Below are 22,952 nucleotides of genomic sequence, written 5' to 3'. Positions count from 1 at the left end.
AATTGGTAATATTTCCCATTTGAGAAGTTTTTGCGCATGCATGACATTCCGGCCGCGCTGGGCGATCCAGTGCGTCAGCAGACCCTTACGGCGATGTACCGCGAACACCATGGCTGGTTGCACGGTTGGCTGCGCAAAAAACTCGGGTGCTCGCAACAGGCTGCGGACCTGGCCCATGATGCGTTTATTCGCGTCTTGATGCTGTCCGAGCCGCAGCACATCCAAGAGCCGCGAGCCTTTTTGGCGACCACGGCGGGGCGCCTGCTGATCGATGGCGCGCGTCGGCGGCGCATTGAAAAAGCCTACCTGCAAGCGCTGGCAATCCAGAGTGAAGATGCCGGCATGCCCGATCCGGCGGCCATTCATGTGGCACTGCAAGCCTTGGAGCGTATCGCCGAGATGCTCACCGGTTTGCCGGCCAAGGCCCGCGAAGCGTTTCTGCTGAGCCGCCTCGACGGGCTGACCTACAGCGAAATCGCCCTGCGCTTGAACGTGTCCCCCAGCTCGGTCAAAAACTACATTTCCAGTGCCCTGGTGCACTGCTACCACAGCCTGCACGCGGCGGACCCGCTGTCGTGAGTTCCGAACAGATCATTCAGCAAGCGGCGAATTGGCTGACGCGTCTGCACGACGAAGATGTCAGCGAAGCCGAGCGGCGGGCATTCGAGACCTGGTGCCAGGCCGACCCGCGCCACGGGGTGGCCATCGAGCGTATGCGCGGCCTGTGGGGGAGTTTCGACACCGTACCCGCGCAACCGGCGCGCATTGCCCTGAAGCGCGCTTTTCCCACGCCACGCGCGCGCGGAGCCCAGGTGGTAGGCCTGCTCGGTGTGTTGCTGTGCGGATGGCTGAGCCTGGAACATATGCCGGTGTGGATGGCCGACCAGCGCACCGGCGTCGGCGAGCGCCGCCAAATCGCCCTGGCAGACGGCAGCCAGTTGCAGCTCAACAGCAACTCGGCGCTGGACGTGAAATTCGACGGCCATCAGCGAGTGATCGAGCTGTTGCAGGGGGAGCTGTGGGTCGATGTGGCCAAGGACGCGCAACGGCCCTTCGTGGTGCGCACCGACCAAGGCACGGCGACGGCGTTGGGTACGCGCTACCTGGTCAAGCGCGCGGCGGACGGCTCGACGGTGGTGACGGTGATCGAGTCCACCGTGGCGGTCAAAGGGCAGGCCAGCGAAAGCGTCAAGGTCACGGCCGGGCAACGCTCGGTGGTGGATCACGGCCGCGCCCAGCCGCCCCAGTCTATCGGTAATGCCGACGCGGACGCCTGGACCCGTGGCCTGCTCAAGGTCAACGACCAACCCTTGGCCGAGGTGCTGCAAACCCTGGCCAGCTATCGCCACGGCCTGTTGCGGTTCGATGCCGCTGCTTTGGGCGATATGCGCGTGTCCGGGGTGTTCAAGCTGGATGACACCTCGGCGGCGCTGTCGGCATTAGCCGATAACCTGCCGATTCAGGTCGAGTACTTCACCGACCTGCTGGTGTTGGTCAAGCCGCGCTAGTGCTGGCGCAGGCGTTTATACAAGGTGTTTCGGCTCACTCCCAGTTCCCTGGCAAGGTGGGAAATATTACCGCCGGCGGCTTTGAGGCGCCGGGTCAGGTCGTCGCTGTCGTCCAGCCCATCGTTGGCCGGGGCCGGCGCTGCCCGGTCCAGGTCGACGAAGAAGTCGTCCGGCAGATGCTCAGCGCGGATCGGCTGCTCTTCGGCCATCGCCAGCGCCACTTGCAGCACGCTGCTGACCTGGCGCAGATTGCCCGGCCAAGGGTGCTGCTCGAACAGCGCCAGCACCTCGGCGCTCAAGCCGGCCCTTTGCGTCGGCTCGCGATGCTGTTGCCACAGTTGTTGGAACAGCGCCTGTTTGTCACGGCGTTCGCGCAATGGGGGCAGTTCCAGGGTCAGGCCGCCGATGCGGTAGAACAAATCCTCGCGGAAACGCCCGGCCTGCACCCACTCGCGTAAGGCTCGATTGGTGGCGGAGATTATGCGCAGATTCACCGGGAACAGGTCGCTGCTGCCCACCGGTTGCACGCAGCGTTCTTGCAAAACCCGCAATAGCCGCGCCTGGGTCGGGAGCGGCATGTCGCCGATTTCATCGAGAAACAGTGTGCCCTTGTCCGCTTTGCGGATCAGGCCGATGCTGCCTTTCTGATTGGCACCGGTGAACGCGCCTTTTTCGTAGCCGAACAACTCCGATTCCACCAATTCGGCGGGAATCGCCGCACAGTTCACCGCGATAAAGGCCTGGCGGCTGCGGGAACTGGCCTGGTGCAAGGCTTTGACGAACACTTCCTTGCCCACCCCGGTTTCACCGTGGATCAGCAGCGGAATGTCTTTTTCCAGCAGGCGCTCGGCCTGGCGCACGGCTTTTTCCACGCGCGGGTCGCCAAAGTGCAGAGTCTTGAGACCGATGGCCGTGGGGGCAGGCGTAGGGCGCGGTTCGCGAGCCTTGGGATCGGTAAATACGCGGGCCTGCACCGGCTGCTGGAGGGGGCGCTTGAGCAGGCACTGGAAACGGTTGCGCCCGGCCGCCTGCAATGAGAACGGCAAGCCTTCGGGCTGGTTGAGCAATTCCAGCAACGACACTTTGAACAGGCTGTCGATCATCACGCGCGACAAACTGATGCCCAGCAGGTTGTCGGCGCGACGGTTGGCCGAGAGCACCTGGCCGCTTTCATCGAAAATCAGCAACCCCGCCCACTGGCTATCGAGATTGCTCAAACCGGTGTTGAAGGTCAGCTGGAAGTGCTCGCCGCGAAACAGGTTGAGGATCAACCGGTTCTCCACGGTCTGGCTCATCATCTTGACCATGCCGAGGGTATGGGAGGGTGGCAGGTAGCTGTCGCTGGAAACGTCCAACACCGCGATGATTTCGCGCTGGGCATCGAAGATCGGCGCCGCGGAACCGGTCATAAAGCGGTTGGCCTTGAGAAAGTGTTCGTCGTGCGCGATGTGCACCGCCTGGGCACAGGCCAAGGCGGTGCCGATGGCATTGGTGCCGCTGGCGCGCTCCAGCCAGCTGGCGCCGGCGCTGAAACCACGGGCCAGCTTGGGTTCGATAAAACGCTGGGTGCCCCACGACGTCAGCACTTGGCCCTGGTTGTCAGCCAGCATGATCAGGCAGTTGGAGTTGCTGAGGATATTTTCGTAGTAGGGCAGGACTTCCTGGTGAGTGGTCTGCACCAGGGAATGCTGGCTCTCCAGCAATTGGCTGATGCCCTCTGCAGGCAGTTGGTCAAAGCTGGGCGGGCTTTGGTGGTCCAGGCCAAAAGCGCGGCAACGGCGCCAGGAGTCCTGAATGATGGTGTCGTGAGCCAAGGGTTCGGCCATGGGGCGACCTTCTTTTTATTGTTTTGGGGTCTTGCGCAATCTACTGACGCCACCGCTACAAAATGCGTTGAGCATTCAATCGGCTTCAAAGAGTGTTGTTCAGAACTGTTCACTGTCAAGCCCCAAACTGTTCACTTGCTCAACCAAATTGTTCACTCCTGAACATCACCTAAGCCCCATTTCCTTGTGAATCAAGTACCTGCATTTTTGGCACGAAACTCGCTCTGACGACTGGCCAGATTCATTCCAATAATAAAAAGGTCGTGTCATGTCATTGACCCTGGAACATGTCTCCCGCGTTGTCGAAGGCCAGACTTGGATCGACGACGCCAACCTGCGTTTCGAACCCGGTTCCTTCAACGTTCTGCTTGGCCGGACGCTCTCCGGCAAGACCAGCCTGATGCGTCTGATGGCTGGGCTGGACAAGCCCGACAGCGGCCGCGTCCTGATGAACGGCGTGGACGTCACCCACAAGCCGGTGCGCCTGCGTAATGTGTCGATGGTCTATCAGCAGTTCATTAACTACCCGACCATGACCGTGTTCGAGAACATCGCCTCGCCGTTGCGCCAGGCCGGCATGGCCCATGAGCTGATCCAGAGCAAGGTGCTGGAAACCGCCAGGATGCTGCGCATCGAAAAATTCCTGCAACGCCACCCGCTCGAACTGTCCGGTGGCCAGCAGCAACGTACCGCCATGGCCCGGGCCTTGGTGAAGGATGCCGAACTGATCCTGTTCGACGAGCCGCTGGTGAACCTGGACTACAAACTGCGCGAAGAGCTGCGTCAGGAAATGCGCGAGCTGTTCGCCGCGCGGCACACCATCGCCATCTATGCCACCACTGAGCCCAACGAAGCCCTGGCCCTGGGCGGCACCACCACCATCCTCCACGAAGGCCGAGTGATCCAGAGTGGCAAGGCCGCCGAGGTCTATCACCAGCCCCAGACGGTACTGGCCGCCGAGCTGTTTTCCGAACCACCGATCAACCTGATGCCCGGGCGGATCAGCGGCAACGAAGTGAGCTTCGCCAATTTCGTGCATTTCCCCCTCAACGTGGACCTGCGTCCGATCGGAGAGGGCGAGTTCCGTTTCGGCGTACGCCCCAGCCATATCAGCCTGGTGCCGAGCAACGACGATGACCTGGAGCTGGCGGTGACCGTGGAAGTGGCTGAGATCAGCGGCTCCGAAACCTTTTTGCATGTGCGCAGCGAACATTTCCTACTGGTGCTGCACCTGCCGGGGGTGCATGAGTACGACGTCGATGCGCCGATCCGCGTGTATATCCCCACCCATAAACTGTTTGTGTTCGATGGTCAGGGCCGCTTGGTCCAGGCCCCCGGGCGCCGTGTCGCGAGGGTTGCCTGATGGCCGAGATCCATTTGCAGAACCTGGCGCACAGTTACAGTCCTACGCCGAACGGGCCTGAAGACTACGCGATCCGGGCAATGAACCATGTGTGGGAGCAGGGCGGTGCCTACGCCTTGCTCGGCCCTTCGGGCTGCGGCAAGTCGACCTTGCTCAATATCATCTCCGGGTTGCTCAGTCCGTCCGAAGGCCAGGTGCTGTTCGATACCCAAGTGGTCAACGACCTTACGCCGGAAAAACGCAACATCGCCCAGGTGTTCCAGTTCCCGGTGGTCTACGACACCATGACTGTGTTCGACAACCTGGCCTTTCCATTGCGCAACCAAGGCATGGCCGAGGCGAAAATTCACAGCAAAGTGCAGGAAATCGCTGAAGTCCTCGACCTGCAAAACCTGCTGAACAAAAAAGCCCGCAACCTCACCGCCGACGAAAAGCAAAAAGTCTCCATGGGCCGCGGCCTGGTGCGTGACGACGTGTCGGCGATCCTGTTCGACGAGCCGTTGACGGTGATCGATCCGCACCTGAAGTGGAAGCTGCGGCGCAAGCTCAAGCAGATCCATGAGCAGTTCAATATCACCATGGTCTACGTCACCCACGACCAGTTGGAAGCCTCGACCTTCGCCGACAAAATCGCGGTGATGTACGGCGGGCAGATTGTGCAATTCGGCACGCCGCGAGAGCTGTTCGAACGGCCCAGCCATACCTTTGTCGGCTATTTCATCGGCAGCCCTGGGATGAATCTGATCGAGGTGCAGGCCGAGGCGGGCGGGGTCCGCTTTGCCGGCACCCACCTGCCGCTATCCACTGCAATGCAACAGCGCCTTGCCGAGACCAGCTACCAGAGGTTGCAGGTCGGCATCCGCCCGGAATTTATCCACGTTTGGGACGAGCACAACCCTGACGCCCTGCAAGCCGATATCACGCATCTGGAAGACCTCGGCACCTACAAGATCATGACCCTCGACCTTGACGGTGCGACGCTCAAAGTGCGCCTGGCCGAAGACAAACCGGTGCCCGTACTCAAGGCTTCCATCAGTTTCCCCGCGCAATGGCTGATGCTCTACGCCGACGACTACCTGCTGGAGGTGTTGCCATGAACAAGGTGCAGAACAACAAAGCCTGGTGGCTGGTACTGCCGGTGTTCCTGCTGGTGGCGTTCAGTGCGGTGATCCCGATGATGACCGTGGTCAACTACTCGGTGCAGGATATTTTCGACCAGTCCAGCCGCTACTTTGTCGGGGCCGACTGGTACAAGCAGGTGCTGCTCGACCCGCGCCTGCACGACTCGTTGCTGCGCCAGTTCATCTATTCGGCCTGCGTGCTGTTGATCGAAATCCCGCTGGGTATCGCCATTGCCCTGACCATGCCGACCAAAGGTCGCTGGTCGTCGCTGGTGCTGATCATCCTGGCTATCCCGCTGCTGATTCCGTGGAACGTGGTGGGCACCATCTGGCAGATCTTCGGCCGCGCCGATATCGGCCTACTGGGCTCGACCCTCAACGCCCTGGGGATCAACTACAACTACGCGGCCAACACTATGGACGCCTGGGTCACGGTGCTGGTGATGGACGTATGGCACTGGACCTCACTGGTGGCCCTGCTGTGTTATTCCGGCCTGCGGGCGATTCCGGACGTGTACTACCAGGCTGCGCGTATTGATCGCGCGTCGGCCTGGGCAGTTTTCCGACATATCCAGTTGCCCAAAATGAAGAGCGTGCTGTTGATCGCGGTGATGCTGCGCTTTATGGACAGCTTCATGATTTACACCGAACCCTTCGTCCTGACCGGCGGCGGACCGGGTAACGCCACCACGTTCCTGAGTCAGACATTGACCCAGATGGCCGTAGGTCAATTCGACCTGGGCCCGGCGGCGGCGTTTTCCCTGGTGTATTTCCTGATCATCCTGTTGGTGTCCTGGCTGTTCTACACCGCCATGACCCACTCCGACGCCAACCGCTGAGGCCGCCAACATGAGCAAACGCAAGCTGATTCCATTGTTGCTGTACATCCTGTTCCTGCTGGTGCCGATCTACTGGCTGCTGAACATGTCCTTCAAGAGCAACACCGAGATCCTCGGCGGCCTGACGTTGTTTCCGCAGGATTTCACCCTGGCCAACTACAAGGTGATCTTCACCGATCCGAGCTGGTACACCGGCTACCTCAATTCGTTGTACTACGTGAGCCTGAACACGGTGATCTCCCTGAGCGTGGCGCTGCCGGCGGCCTATGCGTTTTCGCGCTACCGCTTTCTGGGGGACAAGCACCTGTTCTTCTGGCTGCTGACCAACCGCATGGCGCCGCCGGCGGTGTTTTTGCTGCCGTTTTTCCAGCTCTACTCTTCCATCGGCCTGTTCGACACCCACATCGCTGTGGCGCTGGCCCATTGCCTGTTCAACGTGCCGTTGGCGGTGTGGATTCTGGAAGGTTTTATGTCCGGCGTGCCCAAGGAAATCGACGAAACCGCCTACATTGACGGTTACTCGTTTCCTAAGTTCTTCGTGAAGATTTTTGTGCCGTTGATCGGCTCCGGCATCGGGGTGACGGCATTTTTCTGCTTTATGTTTTCCTGGGTCGAGCTGCTGCTGGCGCGCACGCTCACGTCGGTCAACGCCAAGCCCATCGCGGCGGTGATGACCCGCACGGTGTCGGCCTCCGGTATCGACTGGGGCGTGCTGGCCGCGGCGGGGGTGTTGACCATCCTGCCGGGCATGCTGGTGATCTGGTTTGTTCGTAACCACGTGGCCAAGGGCTTTGCCCTGGGCCGGGTCTAGAGGATTCGATGATGGAATGGATGGCCTGGACCACCCCCACCGCACTGTTCTTTGGCGGCATCGCCCTGATTCTGGCGGGCATGACTACCTGGGAGCTGCGTTCGCCGAGCATCCCGCGGCGCGGGTTTCTGCCGATCAGCACCACCCGTGGCGATCGTTTGTTTATCGGTCTTCTCGGCAGCGCCTACCTGCATTTGCTGGTAATCGGCGTTACCGACTGGAGCATCTGGGTAGCGTCCGCGCTGTCCCTGGTATGGCTGTTGAGTGTGATGCGTTGGGGCTGATGCCCTTATGAAATAAACAACCAGGAGGTCTCTATGTTGAATAAGAACAATAAGCTGCGACATAGCATTTCATTGGCCGCCGTACTGGCCCTGAGCGGTTTGAGCGCTTCGGCCTGGGCCGATGCCTACGAAGACGCCGCGAAAAAATGGATCGGCAGCGAGTTCAAACCGTCCACCCTCACCGAAGCCCAGCAGCTCGAAGAGTTGAAGTGGTTTATCAAAGCTGCGGAGCCGTTCCGTGGGATGAAGATCAACGTGGTGTCGGAAACCCTCACCACCCACGAGTACGAATCCAAGGTGCTGGCCAAGGCCTTTAGCGAGATCACCGGGATCAAGCTGACCCACGACCTGCTGCAGGAAGGCGACGTGGTGGAGAAACTGCAAACCCAGATGCAGTCCGATAAAAACATCTATGACGGCTGGGTTAACGATTCCGACTTGATCGGTACCCACGTTCGCTATGGCAAGACCGAATCGATCACCGACCTGATGGCCAACGAAGGCAAGGACTTCACCTCGCCGACCCTGGACCTCAAGGACTTTATCGGCCTGTCCTTCACCACCGGTCCGGACGGCAAGCTCTACCAACTGCCTGACCAACAGTTCGCCAACCTCTACTGGTTCCGCGCCGACTGGTTCGAACGCCCGGAGCTGAAAGCCAAGTTCAAGGAAAAGTACGGCTATGAACTCGGTGTGCCGGTGAACTGGTCTGCCTACGAGGACATCGCCAAATTCTTCAGCGAAGACGTCAAGGAAATCGACGGCAAACGCATCTATGGGCACATGGACTACGGCAAGAAAGACCCGTCCCTGGGCTGGCGTTTCACCGATGCCTGGTTCTCCATGGCCGGCGGCGGCGACAAAGGCCTGCCCAACGGTTTGCCGGTGGACGAGTGGGGCATTCGCGTGGAGGACTGTCACCCGGTGGGTTCCAGTGTCACCCGTGGCGGCGACACCAATGGCCCGGCGGCGGTGTTCGCCACCCAGAAATACGTGGACTGGATGAAAGCCTACGCGCCACCGGAAGCAGCGGGCATGACCTTCTCCGAATCCGGCCCGGTGCCGTCCCAGGGCAATATCGCCCAGCAGATTTTCTGGTACACCGCGTTTACCGCCGACATGACCAAACCGGGCCTGCCGGTGGTGAATGCCGACGGCACACCGAAATGGCGCATGGCGCCGTCGCCGGTAGGGCCTTACTGGGAAAAGGGCATGAAAAAGGGCTATCAGGACGTAGGTTCCTGGACGTTCCTCAAGTCCACCCCCGAGAAGCAGAAACTGGCGGCCTGGCTCTATGCGCAGTTCGTGACCTCGAAAACCGTGTCGCTGAAGAAAACCATCGTTGGTCTGACGCCGATTCGTGAGTCCGACATCAACTCCCAGGCCATGACCGACATGGCGCCGAAACTCGGCGGGCTGGTGGAGTTCTACCGCAGCCCGGCCCGCGTGGAGTGGACGCCTACCGGCACCAACGTGCCGGACTACCCACGCCTGGCGCAACTGTGGTGGAGCAATATCGCCGCCGCCGCCAGCGGCGAGAAAACCCCGCAACAGGCGTTAGACAACCTGGCCAAGGAGCAGGACGCGATCATGACGCGCCTGGAACGCTCCAAGGTGCAGCCGGTGTGCGGCCCGAAAATGAACCCCGAGCGTGACGCGCAATACTGGTTCGACCAACCGGGCGCACCCAAGCCGAAACTGGCCAACGAGAAGCCCAAAGGCGAGACTGTCGGCTACAACGACCTGCTTAAACAATGGGAGGCGGCGCGCAAGTAAGCGCCTATTTGTAGTGAGCGGGCTTGTCGAATCGTCGCACCGCCCGGGCTGGGCTGCGTAGCAGCCCCTTTTTAAGGTGCCTCGGTGTGTCAGATGGGACACATCGCCTGAGATAGGGGCTGCTTCGCAGCCCGGCGCGGGGCAAGCCCGCTCACCACAGCAAGCCCCCTCCCACAGTTAAACTCCTCTGGGCCACCACCCGGCAACTCGGTGCATCTGGCCCAATAGCCATAGATCTCTACACAAGTTTTAAGGCTGAAATAGCTCTGTGGTGAGCCCCTCCCACAGTTAAGTTCCTCTGGGCCACCACCCGGCAACTCGGTGCATCTGGCCCAATAGCCATAGATCTCTACACACGTTTCAAAGGCTGAAATAACTCTGTGGTGAGCGGGCTTGCCCCGCGCTGGGCTGCGAAGCGGCCCCATTCCAGGCGATGTGGTTTAGCTGACACACCGAGGTGCCTGGGTTTGGGGCTGCTTCGCAACCCAGCGCGGGGCAAGCCCGCTCACCACACAAACGTGCCCGTTCACTACACAAGTCTCTCCACCCCATAACCTCTGCCAGGCCTTGCCCTGCCAAGGCTTTCAGGCCGATTCTGCGCTACAGCAATCGACCGCTGGTCCACCCCGTCTTAATCGGATTTGAATTTTCCGCACCTCCCGAGGCTCTGCATTCTAGACACGCGCCGTTCAGCGTGCTTATGGGGCCGCCTTGTCGGGAGGCCTGGTTGTTTAGGACTTTGCGGACACTGCCATCATGACGTTCCTCACAGCGCTCTCAGGCCAGCCGGCCTCGATGCATCATTCGGCTCACGGTCGTTATCACGCCCTGTACCAACAGCTGTACAGCGAAGCCGAGGGTGCCGGAGAAGCCGCACGGGATTTTGTGCAAGCGCAATTGGCCCAGGCGCGCAAGTTGCCCGGCGACCTGCCCGAGGTGCCTGAACATCTGACCGCTTGGGTGGAGCAGCGCTGCGCCGAAGTGGCCCAGGCCTACGCCGAGTATCTGGAGCAACGCCAGCAAGGCCGGCCCCGTCGATTTTTTCACAACAAGGCCCATGCCTTGTATTGCCTGCAGCGCGTGGCGCCGACCAAACAGGTCGACGGCGCCTGGCTGTATGGCCTGCTGCCCCATTGGCACGACCCGCGCTTTGACGGCCTGCTCACCACCTACCTGGAAGAGTTGGGCGACGGCCACGCCGCGCAGAATCATGTGGTGATTTACCGCAAGCTGCTCAGCGACCACGATGCCACCAGCGAAGCCGGCCTGGACGACGATCACTACCTGCAAGGCGCTCTGCAGCTGGCGCTGGGTCTGTGCGGTGAGGACTTCTTGCCGGAAATCATCGGCTACAACCTGGGCTATGAGCAGTTGCCCCTGCACCTGTTGATCACCTCGTATGAATTGAGCGAACTGGGCATCGACCCCTATTACTTCACGCTCCATGTAACCATCGACAACGCCAGCACCGGACACGCCTGCAAAGCGGCGCAATCGGTCATCGACCTGTTGCCGTTGGGCGAGGGCAGGGCGGACTTCTATCGACGTGTGGCCGAGGGCTATCGCCTCAATGACTTGGGCCCGGGCACTACAGCCGTGATCAATAGCTTCAACCTGCACGACGAACTGGTGGCCATGCTCGAGCGCAAGCGCACCTTCGGTCAGCACATGCATTCGGACTATTGCCGCTTCGAAGGCAAGACCGTCAACCAATGGCTCGCCAAGCCCGGGCAGATCGGCGCGTTTCTCCAGGCACTGGAAGACAAGGGCTGGATCAAACGCAACCAGGACCCCGCCGAAAGCCGCTTCTGGCAACTGATCGAAGGCGCCGGTGCGGCGATGTTCGGGGTGTTCAGCGGCTATGAAAAACAGGTGCTGCATGACTGGATCGCCAGTGATTGGATCAGCGCCGAACGCGTGCCTGCGGTGCGCCCCGGTCGTGGCAAACCGCTGCCCCGCGACGCGCACCGGCCGACGGACCCGGACACTCAGGCGCTGGTCGAATCGCTGTGCAACCTCACCGATCAACAGCAGCTCACTGAGCTGCTGCCGTGGTTATCGGCCCGTCGCCACTGCACCCCCGCGGGGCTGTACGCCACCCGCCGCTTTATCCAACTGCGCGCGCGCCTGCGCTAAGGAATCTGTTTTATGTCCGCACAACAACTGGCCGACCGTGCGCTGCTGAACCTGGGACGCGGTTTGCAACAGAGCGGCTACCGCTTTATCACGCCCACGCCGTTGACCCATGACCGCGTCTACGCACGCCTGGCGACGCCGCTGGCCATGAACCTGCGCGATGTCTTCGGCTGGTCGATGCCGTTCGACCGCGACCTGTTGCCCGACGCCTTGCGCGAAGAGTTGCAACACGCCGATGTCGTTGAAGAGCACGATTCGCTTTGGCGCAGCGCCGTGCGCTGGTCGAGCCTGGATGACCTGTTGATCGCCCACTCGGCGTATCCCACCACCCAAGCGGATGCGGTGTTTTTCGGGCCTGACAGCTACCGCTTCGCGCAACTGATCGATGCCCACTTGCAACAGCGCTTTGAGCCGATCAAGCGTGCCGTGGACATCGGCTGCGGCGCCGGCGTCGGTGCGCTGGTAATCGCCCGTTCGCGGCATGACGCCCAGGTGCTTGCGGTGGACATCAACCCGCGCGCCTTGCGTCTCACCGCAGTGAACGCTGAGTTGGCCGGCCTGAGCAATATCAGCGCGTATCACAGCAACGTGTTGGACAGCGTGGAAGGCGAGTTCGACTTGATCGTCGCCAACCCGCCTTATATGAACGATGACCGCCAGCGGGCCTACCGGCATGGCGGCGGCGCCTTGGGCGAGCAACTGTCGGTGCGGATTGTCAGCGAGTCCCTCGGGCGCCTGGCGGTGGGCGGCACATTGGTGCTGTATACCGGTGCGGCGATTGTCGCCGGGGAGGATCCGTTCCTCGCGGCGGTCAAACCGTTGCTCGGCGGCGATGCCTACGGCTGGACCTACCGCGAACTAGACCCGGATGTATTCGGCGAAGAGTTGGAAAAACCCGGTTATGAGCGCGTAGAGCGGATCGCCGTGGTCGCATTGGCAGTGACCCGTTTGCGCTGAGGGCCGGTTTAGCAACTCTCGGCCCGCCCATCATCGACGAAGCGTTTAGCCAGAAAACCGTACAGCACATAACCGAACGCCAGCACCAGCATCGCGCCGAACACCGCTTCTTCGCCGCAGGCGTAGATCGCATACAGTGAATACGCCGCAGCCACCAGCACCACCAGCGTATTGCGTACTTGCAGCGCTTGAGGGGCGCGGGCCTTGTGCATCATCACAATTAGCCCGGTGAGGGCGGTGACGTAGGGCACCAGGTTGGTCACCACCGCCAGGCTGACCAATTTGCTGAACTGCGCTGAGGCGGTGGGCGAGATGGTCGACAAGGCGATCAGGCTTTGCAGCGCGGCGCAGGCCAACAGGCCCAGGAGTGGCGCGTTGGCTTGGGTGATCCGACTGAAAAAACGCGGAAACATGCGCTGGTCCGCCGACATCTTGGCCGTCTGGGCCAGGGTGAACTGCCAGCCCAGCAATGAACCGATACAGGCCACCACCGCCAGCGCCATGATCACCTCGCCGACCCACGGCGCGAACATCTGTGCATATACCACCGCGAAGGGCGCGGACGCGCTCGCCAGTTCGGCGTTCGGCACGATGCCCTGGATCACAGTGGTGGACAGCACGTACACCAGCGCCGCGCCGAGGGTGCCGAGCAGGCAGGCCAGAGGCACGGTGCGCTGCGGGTCTTCCACGGCGTCATGCCCCTGGGCCGCCGACTCCATGCCAAGGAATGCCCACAGTGTCAGCGGAATGCTCGCGCTGATCGCGTCCCATCCTTGAAACTGGTGCGGGTTCCAGGCCGCCACGAACACCTCGACCTTGAAATAAAACCAGCCGATCACACACAGCCCCACCACCGGGATAATCACGCCCCACACCGTCACCACGCCTATGCGCCCGGTCAGGCGTGGGCCGCCGAAATTGGCGGCGGTGGTCAGCCAAATCAGCGCCAGGCTGCCGATAAACAGCGGCACCGGGCCACTGGCCAGCCATGGAATAAACGCCGAAAGATAGCCCACCGCCGAAATCGCAATCGCCACATTGGCGATGATCAGCGACAGAAAATACAGAAACGAACACAGGAAGAACCCCGACTTGCCGTGGGCTTCTTCGCTATACGCCGACATCCCCCCGGCGCGTCTGCAGAACACGCCGCATTGGGCAAAGCCATATGCGATCGCCATCGAGCCCACCGCCGTGATCAGCCACGACAGCAACGAAATCGCGCCCAATTGCGCCATGCTCGCCGGCAACATGATGATGCCCGAGCCCATCATATTGATCGTCACCAACGTGGTGAGGCCCAGCAGGCTCATCTTTTTGCTTGGCGTGGTCATTGAGTACTCCGTTGAGCCTGTGGGCCGGTATGACCGTCAGCAATAGCGCGGATTCAGGCGTTTGTCTCGCTCGGGCGACCAGGGGCCAGCGCCTGGTGCGGCAGCAACGTCATCACATCGCAGAACAATGCGCGCTTTTGCCAGGCGTTGCGGTCGCCGATCACGTACAAGCGGCGCTTGGCCCGGGTGGCGGCCACGTTCAGCAGGTTCGGCTCGCTGACCACCCAGTCCCGCGCACCAGCGTTTTCGCTGCTGCCGCCCAGCACCATGATCACCACGGGCGCCTCCTTGCCCTGCATGGTGTGAATGGTGCCGTAGAGCATTTTGCGCGGCAGCAGCTCTTTAAGGCGATCGCGCACCGCCTGGAAGGGTGTGACCACGGCAATATCGGCGATTTTCACACCGTCCTGGCGCAGCATCGCCAACAGGCGCATAAGGGCATCGCCTTCAGCCGCGACCCAGTTGCCGGACGAAGGGCCATGGGCTTGGACCCAGCCGGTGGCCAGGCTGGCCGGTGTTTCTTTGGCCGGGGAGGGCGGCACAGTGCCGAAGACCATGGCGCCGTCGTAGGCGATGCGGTTCGCCAGCGCGTACATCGGACGGTCGCAGCGACGATGCACCACCAGCGGCAAGCCGACCCAGCGCTTGGCCTGCGGCGGGCCCATCATTCGGCCCCAGCGGGTGGCTTCGTCGGCCAGGGTTTGCGCGGACTGGCGCGTCGGCAGCCAGTATTCGTCGACGCCGTAGCGGGTGCGCATATGTTCCAGCACCGCTTCCGACACGGTGACGATGGGCTTGAGTTGCAGCGGATCGCCCACCAGCACGGCACGGCGCGCGCGCCATAGGGCACCGACCGCCGCTTGCGGGGTGGCCTGGCCGGCTTCGTCCACCAGCAGCCAGCCGATTTCACCGACCCCCAGGGAGCCGAACGAGCGCGCGAACGAGGCAAAGGTGCTGCTCAACACCGGCACGAGCATAAATAACGACGCCCAGCTCGAACGGATCGCCGCGCGCGAGACGCCCTGGAAGCGCCCGCCCTGTAACACACGGTTGATGAAATACAGATTGGCGCGAACGCGCTTGGCTTCCAGCTCGAAGAAGCATTGGTGCAACTTCAGGGCCTGGATAAACACTCGGGCGCGGGCCTGGCGCCAGCCTTTGATCGACCACGGTTCAATCAGCTCAATGGCCTCGCCGCGTCCGATAATGCCGTGGCGCAGCCAGGCCAGCAGGTGCTCTGCCTTGCACGCCTTGGCCAGTGCGGTGATTTGCTCGATCTGCTGGCGCTGACGCTCGCGCAAACCACTCAGGGCTTGCTGGTGTTCCGTGCTCAGGTGATTGAGTGCCTTGCTTTCGCCGGTCAGACGCGCGGCGCTGCGTTTGACTTGTTCGAAGCTTTCTTCGGCCAGGGCGTGCCGGCTGCGGATAACACCTTGTACTTCATTCCAACGCCGCTGCTCGCCCCATAGGCTCAGGAGGTTGGCAAAGAACCCAGGCTTGCCAGCCAGGTGCCGCTGCACCTCGTTCAGGCTGTGTTGCAGAGCGTCGTGGGCGGGCTTGAACTCGCGCTCGTCGAGTTGCGCGATGCGCGCATCGGTCTCTTTGATCGTGTGGGTCAAGCGCTTGAGTGCGTCCTCTTGCTCAGCGATTTGCGCGCGCAAAGCGCTGACAGCCTGCAAATGGTCGTTGATGCGCTGGGCGTCGGCGCTCAAGCGTTCGGCGTGAGCCTTGGCCGCCTGATAATCCGCCACTGCCTGCTGCCAGGTGCTCAGGCGTTGCGCGGAGGTGCGGCTGATGTCGGCCTGGGTTCCGAGCCAGCCGAGGACGCCACGGCGCGCCTGTTCTGGGCTGTCTTCGCCGGGCTCGTCTTCTTCTTCCTGGTCGTCGTCCAGCTCCTCGGCCTCCAAGGCCGACAGCCAGTCGTGCGCCTGTTCTTCGAGGTCGCTGGCCTTGGGTTTGCGGGGTGGCTGGCCGTAGAAGTAGCGGCTGATAAAGGTGCGGCGCCGCGCTTTGCTGCCCAGCGCGGCGGAGATCAGGCCCCAGGCGGGTTTGCCGCTGACCAGTTCACCCAGTTCGCCGAAATAGTCAGCGTCCGGCAGCCAACTGGGGTCGATCTTGTCGCGCTGCGGCAACTCCAAGGTGACGTTTTCGACGGCGCCGTTATTGGACGACGCGATCACCATCTCAAAGCCGAACAATAACGGGTTGAGCGCATGCACCGTTTGGAAGTCCGTGCCGTCGCTCACCCGTTCGGGCGTGCCGTCGACAAAAGCGGCAGACGCGCGGGGCAGGGCGGCCAGGGCATCGGCGCGCTGGGTGACCACGGCGGCCAGCAGATCACGCAACAGGGTGGTTTTGCCGGTGCCGGGCGGGCCGTTGATGCCCAGCACCCCTTCGCCATCGCTCAACGTATGCAGCAGGGTATTCACCGCCAATTGCTGGGAATGCACCAGCCCCAGGTGATGCTCGGCCGGCCAGCAGCCCAACGGGTAGTGTTTGGGCGCCAGACGCTCGATTAACGCCAGGGAGGCATCGTCATCGTCGATGTGTAAGCGCTGTTCCGGGGCATGTCGCGCCAGGTACTGCGCCAGCGGTGCGCTGGTGATGCCATTGCGCAGGCTGTCCGCCACGTCGGCCAGGTCCGCGAGCAGAAAGCTGTTGAGCGGGTCGTCTTCCTGGGCGGGGTTCTTGACCTTGATGGGCGTGGAGCGCCAGCGGTGGGTGTAGCGCTCGGGGGCGCTGAAGAAGTCGTCCAGGCCGAGGAAGTTTCGAATCTTCTCCGTCAGCTCGACCAACATCGCTGCATCGACTGGGCCGCCCATCAGCGGCTTGATGTCCTCGCGCAGATAGTTTTGTTCCTCGTCGAAGCCGCGGGTCCAATCCCTGTTTGCCAGGGCGCGGCCGAGGAACCAGGCTTCGCTGGAGAGCACCAGGCTGTCTTGCACCATCAGCCCCTGCTCGGTGAACTTCAGCGCGAAAAGCGCGGATTCGCGGGTTTTCGGCGGCTCTTTATAGCCTTGGTCGGCACCGTAGAGTTGCTTAAGGCTTTCGGCCACGCGACGGCTGTCGTACAGGTGGGCGAAGAGGGTGTGGCTCCAGACCCGGTCTTTAGGTTTTTGCTGGCCGTGCGCCGGGCTGCCGACAGCCCATGGCATCACCGGCCGCGCCGCATTGCAGTCATGCAGGAACGACGCAAACAGACTGTCGCGCTTTTCGATTTTGGGGGCCGATTGCGGTTGCAGCAGCTCCACGGCGTGCCAGTAGCGGGTGATGCTTTCTCGGGTCATCAATCTCAATCCTTTGCGTAAAACGCCGGTTCATCCCGGTTCGGCGCGCATTGCGGGGGGCTTTAAGCCAGTTGGGGCAACAGGTTCAAGTGACCGTCGACCTCGTTGACCAGGCCGCTGGCCAAAAACAGTGGCACCAGGCGTTTGTGCAGTTGCGGCTCGACAAATTCCTTTACGGTATCCAGGGCCAGCACACCGGTAGTCGGCAGCTCTGCCTTGGTATACGACAACCAGGCCTTTTTCAACGCCTGCAACACATCGCTGCCTGCCGTGGATGCAAAGCGGCGATGGGTGGGTTTGCCGTCGAAGCTGAAGGTGTGCTGGAAGGCGTAACCGCTTTCGTCGCCGCCGCTGGCGGTGCAGCGGATGCAGGTGCAAGGGCCGTCGCCGAACGCGCTGCGCAGGTAAGTGTTGAAGTCCACCACCGGTTTGAGTGACAGGCGCTTATCGACCTCGAACAGGTCCCCGGTCATTTTTTCGTCAGTGTTCAACGTCCGTTTCCTCGCAGTGGCATGGCAGCTTTTCAAAGCGCCGCACAATAACAGTCGAGGGCGGGTTTGGGCACTACTTGCGCTCGCGGGTGGATGAGTTGCGATGGAACGACAGGATTGCCAGCAACTGAACGACCACTGTCGCGGCCACCATCGCCCTGCCAGCGTTGCTCGCACCTGGGCGGTGCGTTGGGCGCGCAGTTGCTGACGCATATGCTGCATGAGCGCTGGCTGATGCGCACGCTCGATACCCGCGCGTTAACGGTCACCCCGAGAGGCCGTAAGCGCCTGGCTGCTGTATTTGATATTTCATCCTGACGCGGGGCTCAGCGGAAAAACTCCCCCGGCGTGGCATCGAACTGCTGGCGAAACGCATTGATGAACGCCGACGTCGACTCATACCCGCTGGCCAGCGCCACGTCCGTGACCCGTTCGCCATGTTCCAGGGCGGGCAGGGCGCTGAGTAGGCGCAGGCGTTGGCGCCAGGCGCGGAAGGTCAGGCCCGTGTCGTGCAGGAACAGGCGGCTGAGGGTTTTTTCGCTGACCCCCAGTTTGTCGCTCCATTGCCCCAAGGTGGTTTGCTGCTCCGGGTGCAGGTTGAGGCTGCGGTAGATCTGGCGCAGGCGCGGGTCCACCGGTAGCGGCAGCATCAGGTCGACCTGCGGCGCGGCGGCGAGTTGGTCGAGGATCACCTGGGCCAGCCGCCCGTCGGGGCCGTCCTCGGCGTATTCCACCGGCAGTTCGCTGAAGCTGCGGATCAGCTCGCGCAGCAGGTTGCTCACCTCCAGTACGTGGCAGTGCCCGGCCGCCCATTGGGTGACGCTGCAATCGAGGTACAGGCTGCGCATCTCGGTGTGGGGCGTGCTGTACACCCGGTGCGGCATGCCCGCCGGAATCCATACGGCTCGTTGCGGCGGAGCGACGAAGCGGCCGGCGCTGGTCTGGATCTCCAACACCCCGGAAATCGCGTAGGACAATTGCACCCACGGGTGACTGTGGCGGCGGGTCAGTGCGCGATTGGGCAGCGATTCAGTGCGCCCGTATACCGGCCGTGGCAGGCTGGACAGCCCCGGAATGCTGCGGCGCACGGTGTTGGCATGTCCTTTAGGCGGCATTTACTGGCTCGTTGGCGTTAGTCGGTAACAAAGCGTTACGTTAGAGTCGCCACGACGCTCTTGGCAACCCCTGGATGACCTCACTATGACTCGGCCCCGCTTTCTGCCCGACAACTTCACCCTCACGTTGATCGCGACGGTGATTCTCGCTTCCTTGCTGCCCGCCAGCGGCCAGACCGCCGTGGCATTCGGCTGGGTCACCAACCTGGCTATCGCGCTGCTGTTTTTCCTGCACGGCGCCAAACTGTCGCGCCAGGCCATCGTGGCCGGTGCCGGCCACTGGCGTCTGCATCTGCTGGTGTTCAGTCTGACCTTTGTGCTGTTCCCGTTGCTGGGCCTGGCACTTAAACCGGTGCTGTCGCCGTTGATCGGCAAAGACATGTACATGGGCATGCTCTACCTCTGCGCGTTGCCGGCCACGGTGCAGTCGGCGATTGCCTTCACCTCCCTGGCGCGCGGCAATATCCCGGCGGCGATCTGCAGCGCAGCGGCGTCGAGCCTGTTTGGGATCTTCCTCACACCGTTACTGGTGACCCTGTTACTCAATGTCCATGGCGACGGCGGCTCCACCGTCGACGCCATCGTGAAAATCAGCGTGCAGTTGCTGCTGCCGTTTATCGCCGGGCAGATCGCGCGGCGCTGGATCGGCGAGTGGGTAGGGCGCAACAAGGCGTGGCTGAAATTCGTCGACCAGGGCTCGATCCTGCTGGTGGTGTACGGCGCGTTCAGCGAGGCGGTCAACGAAGGCATTTGGCACCAGATCCCATTGTGGGAACTGGGCGGGTTGGTGGTGGCCTGCTGCGTGCTGCTGGCGCTGGTGTTGGTGGCCTCAACCGTGTTGGGCAAGGCGTTTGGGTTCAATCAGGAGGACCGCATCACCATTCTGTTCTGCGGCTCGAAGAAAAGCCTGGCGACTGGCGTGCCGATGGCCCAGGTGCTGTTTGCCGGGGCGAGCATGGGCGTATTGATTCTGCCGCTGATGCTGTTTCACCAGATCCAACTGATGGTGTGTGCGGCGCTGGCACAGCGTTATGCCAAGCGTGCGGAGAGTGTTGCGGAGTTGATGGCGCAGGTGGATCCATAACATTTTGTTGCTCTGCGACGATTAAACTCAAGTTAGTACCTGTGCTGACGACTTACTTCTTAATCACCAGGAAGGAGTATCAGCATGCGTATCAACGGTTTTTCGGCAGCGACAGCTCTCCTTTGCCTCTGGGCAAGCGCATGCGGCGCGGCGCAGCCGGCAAGTCAGGGCACCATCGGGTTTACCGGCAGTATCGTCGAGCCGATGTGTGCGACAAATGCGCACAGTGACGCGCAGTTTGACGTCACGGGGTGCCCCAGCGCCAGCCGAGGTAACCAGTTCACGGTCCGCAGCGTGGCACCCGTGGTCAGCGTCAACGGGGCCAGTCTGCGGCTGGTGGCGGACAGCGGCAGCGGGCGTTATTACGATCAGCGCTACCTGTTGGTGGACGGACGCGGTCAGCCGGTCAAATCGGGTGGGTATGTGGTGACGCTGACCGCGCCCTGATTCTGCGCTGCGGATGAGCGCCAACAGTCGGCCCAGAAACCTATAGAATGCTCGGCGGCGGCGCTTGTCCTGGGTGGCCGCTCGATCACCGTCAGAGTACCGCGCCCGTCAATGAGCCTTTCAACCGCAACTCCCCAGCCCAACTGGCAACCGGTCATCGCCCTGGCGTTGGCCGCTTTTGTGTTCAACACCACCGAATTCGTCCCCGTCGGGCTGCTCAGTGCGATTGGCGCCAGCTTCGACATGCCCATCGCCAACGTTGGTCTGATGCTCACGATTTATGCGTGGATCGTCTCGCTGACCTCGCTGCCGGTGATGCTGCTGACCCGCAACATTGAGCGGCGCAAGTTGCTGATCGTGCTGTTCGGGTTGTTTATCGCCAGCCATATCCTGTCCAGTGTCGCCACCAGCTTCGGCCTATTGATGGTCAGTCGTATCGGCATCGCCTTGTCCCATGCGCTGTTCTGGTCGATCACCGCCTCCCTGGCCGTGCGCCTGGCGCCGCAGGGCAAGCAAGTGCAAGCCCTGGGCCTGTTGGCCACCGGCACATCCCTGGCGATGGTGCTGGGCATTCCCCTGGGGCGCCTGCTCGGCGAAGCCATGGGCTGGCGCACCACGTTCCTGGTGATCGCTGCCTTTGCCGCGGGCCTGGTGTTCTGGCTGGCGCGCACCTTGCCGCTGCTGCCGAGCCAGAACTCCGGCTCCCTGCGTAGCCTGCCACTGCTGTTCAAGCGCCCGGCGCTGGTGGCGTTGTACGTGCTTACGGCAATGACCGTGACCGCGCAATTCACCGCCTACAGCTACATCGAACCGTTCGTCGAAGGCGTGGCAGGCCTGGGCGGCGGCGCCGTGACCCTGATCCTGCTGGTGTTCGGCGGCGCCGGCATCATTGGCTCGCTGCTGTTCAGCCTGGTACATCGCTTCAACCCGCACCTGTTCGTGGTCGGGACGGTGTTCCTGCTGGCGGGCTGCCTGGCGCTGTTGCTGCCATTGAGTGGCGCCGAATCCTACCTGGTGGGCTTGAGCGTGTTCTGGGGCATGGCGATCATGGGCTTCGGCCTGGCCATGCAGTCCAAGGTGCTGGTGCTGGCACCCGACGCCACCGACGTGGCCATGGCGATGTTTTCCGGTATCTACAACATCGGCATCGGCGGCGGCGCCCTGATGGGCAGTTGGGTCGGCAGCCATTTCGGCTTTGCCTGGATCGGCGCTGCGGGCGGGTTGCTGGCGGCGCTGGCGTTGGTGGGGTATTGCCTGGCGATTCGGCGGTTTGGGACGGGGGTGGTGCCGCGGGAGTAGCCAACCAATTGGCTACTCCGGGTTTTGTCAGCGAGGGACGTGGTTGCGTCCATACATCATCAGGAATCGGTCCAGTTCAGAAAAGCTGCGCTGAGGCATGGCTAGCAGGACCTGCGACATAAAGTCTTTGAGCACTTGAATGTCATTCCAGCTGGATGGCCGTTTCTTGCGTTTCTGGGACGGACGCACTGTCTCGAACAGGGCGTTCATCGCGCGAAAGTTGTGCTGGTCGATAATGGGCAGGGGCGCGCTGTGATGTACAAGGTGCGTGATGTAGGCCGACGTGATGTAGGTCGTTTGCCGTTTGAACTGCGCCTGCCACCACTGGAAGGTTTGGTCTGGCGCTTGAGCGCAACCGGAACCGATGAACCGTGGCCAGAGCCCCTCTACCTCTGCAATCAGATTGCGATGGCGTTGTGGGTAGTTCGGTTTACCCCAATGGCCCCACTTCCACAGCAGCGAATCTGCAATCTGTGGGTTCTGGGCCGTTCGCGCTGAGTAAGAGGTCTTGAATGCTTGGTAATGGGCTGCCGGATACTTGAGGAAGTCGTACTCGTTCAGCACCGCGTCAAACACGGGAGCAATCCGAGCAGCGATCAGTGTGGCTTCTGAAGGTGTGGTTTTCGAAAACAATGGAGTCATGTCTTAAGTGCTTGCCTGGTCAATGATGTGTGCGGAATGTGCAATCAGCTGTGATTGCACGCCGGGTACCTTCCCCATGTGCATACATATTCCCAGAGCAGCTTGCGCTCCAAATGCTTGATGTAGGCGGTGGTGTAAGGCATGCCCATACTCACCGGGCAAGTAGACACCCAGATATGTTCGGCGGGCGTTGTTTCAAGCAGCGTCAGCCTGAAGGTGTTCCCTCCCGAGTGTCCGGCCCGTTCGCTGAAAGCCGATACATTGAATTGACGCAGCCGATCAGCCAGGCTCTGACCGGTGGTCTCACCGATATAAATAGTCGCATCGCAATTTCGATGAGTATCTGGTTTGTGTTTGCTGCGCGCGATGAAATACACCCCGGGTAAGTGTTTATCGGGCAGTTCGCCACGGTCGGACCACGGGTGCCACTTTGAAAAACCTACTTCGCCTGACATATGTGTTCATCGTCCGTGTTGAGGTCAAGGGCGCTGATCCTATCGCAAAATATGGCTATGGGCCATCATTGTTGGCTGCGGTCGTTCTGCTGGCGATAGCCTTGGAACGCACCTATGTGGGAGGTTGCGCGAGGGTCAATCTGGCGCCTATCTAAGTTCATGGGACGGTGCAGCACC

At 61.7% G+C, this 22,952-nt stretch carries 21 protein-coding genes; 14 read left to right on the top strand and 7 right to left on the bottom strand.

Going from position 1 to position 22,952, the window contains the following annotated elements; all coding sequences use genetic code 11:
• The first annotated feature begins 36 nt into the window (after positions 1-36).
• The gene (locus HRH33_RS16405) at positions 37-579 is read left to right on the top strand and encodes a sigma-70 family RNA polymerase sigma factor (RefSeq protein ID WP_034114140.1); all 543 of its coding nucleotides are present in this window, start codon (positions 37-39) and stop codon (positions 577-579) included.
• On the top strand, positions 576-1,508 hold the full coding sequence (locus HRH33_RS16400; RefSeq protein WP_167417847.1) for a FecR family protein: 933 nt from the start codon (positions 576-578) through the stop codon (positions 1,506-1,508). The genes HRH33_RS16405 and HRH33_RS16400 overlap by 4 nt, the downstream gene beginning before the upstream one ends.
• On the opposite strand, the gene HRH33_RS16395 is transcribed toward HRH33_RS16400, so the two are convergent.
• Positions 1,505-3,334 carry a sigma-54-dependent Fis family transcriptional regulator gene (locus tag HRH33_RS16395; RefSeq protein ID WP_173603525.1) on the bottom strand — a complete coding sequence of 610 codons (1,830 nt, stop codon included), beginning with the start codon at positions 3,332-3,334 and terminating at the stop codon, positions 1,505-1,507. The two genes, HRH33_RS16400 and HRH33_RS16395, sit on opposite strands and share 4 nt — an antisense overlap.
• A 268-nt stretch (positions 3,335-3,602) precedes the next feature.
• Here HRH33_RS16395 and HRH33_RS16390 point away from each other — a divergent pair, with 268 nt between their 5' ends.
• The 8 genes from HRH33_RS16390 to HRH33_RS16355 all read left to right on the top strand — a co-directional run bounded on the left by HRH33_RS16390 (position 3,603) and on the right by HRH33_RS16355 (position 12,621).
• A complete protein-coding gene (locus tag HRH33_RS16390) occupies positions 3,603-4,697 on the top strand; it encodes an ABC transporter ATP-binding protein (protein ID WP_123480049.1) in 1,095 nt (364 codons plus the stop codon).
• Complete coding sequence (locus HRH33_RS16385) at positions 4,697-5,794, top strand: ABC transporter ATP-binding protein (RefSeq protein ID WP_167417845.1); 1,098 nt, start codon at positions 4,697-4,699, stop codon at positions 5,792-5,794. Before HRH33_RS16390 ends, HRH33_RS16385 begins: the two co-directional genes overlap by 1 nt.
• The gene (locus HRH33_RS16380; RefSeq protein ID WP_034098582.1) at positions 5,791-6,657 is read left to right on the top strand and encodes a carbohydrate ABC transporter permease; all 867 of its coding nucleotides are present in this window, start codon (positions 5,791-5,793) and stop codon (positions 6,655-6,657) included. The genes HRH33_RS16385 and HRH33_RS16380 overlap by 4 nt, the downstream gene beginning before the upstream one ends.
• Positions 6,658-6,667: 10 nt before the next feature.
• On the top strand, positions 6,668-7,468 hold the full coding sequence (locus HRH33_RS16375; RefSeq protein WP_034098580.1) for a carbohydrate ABC transporter permease: 801 nt from the start codon (positions 6,668-6,670) through the stop codon (positions 7,466-7,468).
• Between the two features lie 11 nt (positions 7,469-7,479).
• Positions 7,480-7,752 (top strand): DUF2160 domain-containing protein, encoded by a 273-nt coding sequence (locus tag HRH33_RS16370; protein WP_003232363.1) that lies wholly within the window; start codon positions 7,480-7,482, stop codon positions 7,750-7,752.
• 33 nt (positions 7,753-7,785) lie between these two features.
• Entirely contained in the window at positions 7,786-9,528 is a 1,743-nt protein-coding gene (locus HRH33_RS16365) for an ABC transporter substrate-binding protein (RefSeq protein ID WP_034114134.1), read from the top strand.
• A gap of 756 nt (positions 9,529-10,284) precedes the next feature.
• Entirely contained in the window at positions 10,285-11,664 is a 1,380-nt protein-coding gene (locus HRH33_RS16360; RefSeq protein WP_167417438.1) for an iron-containing redox enzyme family protein, read from the top strand.
• A gap of 12 nt (positions 11,665-11,676) precedes the next feature.
• A complete protein-coding gene (locus tag HRH33_RS16355; protein ID WP_034114131.1) occupies positions 11,677-12,621 on the top strand; it encodes a methyltransferase in 945 nt (314 codons plus the stop codon).
• Between the two features lie 8 nt (positions 12,622-12,629).
• On the opposite strand, the gene potE is transcribed toward HRH33_RS16355, so the two are convergent.
• The 3 genes from potE to HRH33_RS16340 all read right to left on the bottom strand — a co-directional run bounded on the left by potE (position 12,630) and on the right by HRH33_RS16340 (position 17,733).
• A complete protein-coding gene (gene potE, locus HRH33_RS16350) occupies positions 12,630-13,955 on the bottom strand; it encodes a putrescine-ornithine antiporter (RefSeq protein WP_167417439.1) in 1,326 nt (441 codons plus the stop codon).
• A gap of 53 nt (positions 13,956-14,008) precedes the next feature.
• Positions 14,009-17,242: an AAA domain-containing protein gene (locus tag HRH33_RS16345; protein ID WP_167417440.1), complete on the bottom strand. Its 3,234-nt coding sequence runs from the start codon at positions 17,240-17,242 to the stop codon at positions 14,009-14,011.
• 62 nt (positions 17,243-17,304) lie between these two features.
• On the bottom strand, positions 17,305-17,733 hold the full coding sequence (locus tag HRH33_RS16340) for a hypothetical protein (protein WP_040268658.1): 429 nt from the start codon (positions 17,731-17,733) through the stop codon (positions 17,305-17,307).
• Between the two features lie 117 nt (positions 17,734-17,850).
• On the opposite strand from HRH33_RS16340, the gene HRH33_RS16335 reads away from it, so the two are divergent.
• Positions 17,851-18,051 carry a hypothetical protein gene (locus HRH33_RS16335; protein WP_148046563.1) on the top strand — a complete coding sequence of 67 codons (201 nt, stop codon included), beginning with the start codon at positions 17,851-17,853 and terminating at the stop codon, positions 18,049-18,051.
• An 8-nt stretch (positions 18,052-18,059) separates the two neighbouring features.
• On the opposite strand, the gene HRH33_RS16330 is transcribed toward HRH33_RS16335, so the two are convergent.
• Complete coding sequence (locus tag HRH33_RS16330) at positions 18,060-18,848, bottom strand: AraC family transcriptional regulator (RefSeq protein WP_034114127.1); 789 nt, start codon at positions 18,846-18,848, stop codon at positions 18,060-18,062.
• 85 nt (positions 18,849-18,933) lie between these two features.
• On the opposite strand from HRH33_RS16330, the gene HRH33_RS16325 reads away from it, so the two are divergent.
• The 3 genes from HRH33_RS16325 (at position 18,934) to HRH33_RS16315 (ending at position 21,678) form a co-directional block, all read left to right on the top strand.
• Positions 18,934-19,932: a bile acid:sodium symporter family protein gene (locus tag HRH33_RS16325; RefSeq protein WP_167417441.1), complete on the top strand. Its 999-nt coding sequence runs from the start codon at positions 18,934-18,936 to the stop codon at positions 19,930-19,932.
• An 84-nt stretch (positions 19,933-20,016) separates the two neighbouring features.
• Complete coding sequence (locus HRH33_RS16320) at positions 20,017-20,379, top strand: type 1 fimbrial protein (protein ID WP_167417442.1); 363 nt, start codon at positions 20,017-20,019, stop codon at positions 20,377-20,379.
• Positions 20,380-20,490: 111 nt separating this feature from the next.
• A complete protein-coding gene (locus HRH33_RS16315) occupies positions 20,491-21,678 on the top strand; it encodes a sugar transporter (protein ID WP_034138508.1) in 1,188 nt (395 codons plus the stop codon).
• A 27-nt stretch (positions 21,679-21,705) separates the two neighbouring features.
• Here HRH33_RS16315 and HRH33_RS16310 read toward each other — a convergent pair whose 3' ends face one another.
• Complete coding sequence (locus tag HRH33_RS16310) at positions 21,706-22,320, bottom strand: hypothetical protein (protein ID WP_143506393.1); 615 nt, start codon at positions 22,318-22,320, stop codon at positions 21,706-21,708.
• A gap of 44 nt (positions 22,321-22,364) precedes the next feature.
• Positions 22,365-22,775 (bottom strand): hypothetical protein, encoded by a 411-nt coding sequence (locus HRH33_RS16305; RefSeq protein ID WP_080761450.1) that lies wholly within the window; start codon positions 22,773-22,775, stop codon positions 22,365-22,367.
• Between the last annotated feature and the right edge of the window lie 177 nt (positions 22,776-22,952).

Source organism: Pseudomonas rhodesiae (assembly GCF_013285305.1).
GTDB classification, from domain to species: Bacteria; Pseudomonadota; Gammaproteobacteria; order Pseudomonadales; family Pseudomonadaceae; genus Aquipseudomonas; species Aquipseudomonas rhodesiae.
Note: the sequence above shows the minus strand (reverse complement) of the source record. Positions and strands in the feature narration are given on the sequence as shown.

What these genes read in the sequence shown, in the direction of transcription:
- HRH33_RS16365 (WP_034114134.1), top strand. Translation starts at nt 7,786, where the DNA reads ATGTTGAATAAGAACAATAAGCTGCGACATAGCATTTCATTGGCCGCC.
- HRH33_RS16305 (WP_080761450.1), bottom strand. Translation starts at nt 22,775, where the DNA reads ATGTCAGGCGAAGTAGGTTTTTCAAAGTGGCACCCGTGGTCCGACCGT.
- HRH33_RS16325 (WP_167417441.1), top strand. Translation starts at nt 18,934, where the DNA reads ATGACTCGGCCCCGCTTTCTGCCCGACAACTTCACCCTCACGTTGATC.
- HRH33_RS16375 (WP_034098580.1), top strand. Translation starts at nt 6,668, where the DNA reads ATGAGCAAACGCAAGCTGATTCCATTGTTGCTGTACATCCTGTTCCTG.
- HRH33_RS16330 (WP_034114127.1), bottom strand. Translation starts at nt 18,848, where the DNA reads ATGCCGCCTAAAGGACATGCCAACACCGTGCGCCGCAGCATTCCGGGG.
- HRH33_RS16390 (WP_123480049.1), top strand. Translation starts at nt 3,603, where the DNA reads ATGTCATTGACCCTGGAACATGTCTCCCGCGTTGTCGAAGGCCAGACT.
- HRH33_RS16395 (WP_173603525.1), bottom strand. Translation starts at nt 3,334, where the DNA reads ATGGCCGAACCCTTGGCTCACGACACCATCATTCAGGACTCCTGGCGC.
- HRH33_RS16370 (WP_003232363.1), top strand. Translation starts at nt 7,480, where the DNA reads ATGGAATGGATGGCCTGGACCACCCCCACCGCACTGTTCTTTGGCGGC.
- HRH33_RS16355 (WP_034114131.1), top strand. Translation starts at nt 11,677, where the DNA reads ATGTCCGCACAACAACTGGCCGACCGTGCGCTGCTGAACCTGGGACGC.
- HRH33_RS16360 (WP_167417438.1), top strand. Translation starts at nt 10,285, where the DNA reads ATGACGTTCCTCACAGCGCTCTCAGGCCAGCCGGCCTCGATGCATCAT.
- HRH33_RS16345 (WP_167417440.1), bottom strand. Translation starts at nt 17,242, where the DNA reads ATGACCCGAGAAAGCATCACCCGCTACTGGCACGCCGTGGAGCTGCTG.
- HRH33_RS16315 (WP_034138508.1), top strand. Translation starts at nt 20,491, where the DNA reads ATGAGCCTTTCAACCGCAACTCCCCAGCCCAACTGGCAACCGGTCATC.
- HRH33_RS16405 (WP_034114140.1), top strand. Translation starts at nt 37, where the DNA reads ATGCATGACATTCCGGCCGCGCTGGGCGATCCAGTGCGTCAGCAGACC.
- potE (WP_167417439.1), bottom strand. Translation starts at nt 13,955, where the DNA reads ATGACCACGCCAAGCAAAAAGATGAGCCTGCTGGGCCTCACCACGTTG.
- HRH33_RS16320 (WP_167417442.1), top strand. Translation starts at nt 20,017, where the DNA reads ATGCGTATCAACGGTTTTTCGGCAGCGACAGCTCTCCTTTGCCTCTGG.
- HRH33_RS16385 (WP_167417845.1), top strand. Translation starts at nt 4,697, where the DNA reads ATGGCCGAGATCCATTTGCAGAACCTGGCGCACAGTTACAGTCCTACG.
- HRH33_RS16380 (WP_034098582.1), top strand. Translation starts at nt 5,791, where the DNA reads ATGAACAAGGTGCAGAACAACAAAGCCTGGTGGCTGGTACTGCCGGTG.
- HRH33_RS16310 (WP_143506393.1), bottom strand. Translation starts at nt 22,320, where the DNA reads ATGACTCCATTGTTTTCGAAAACCACACCTTCAGAAGCCACACTGATC.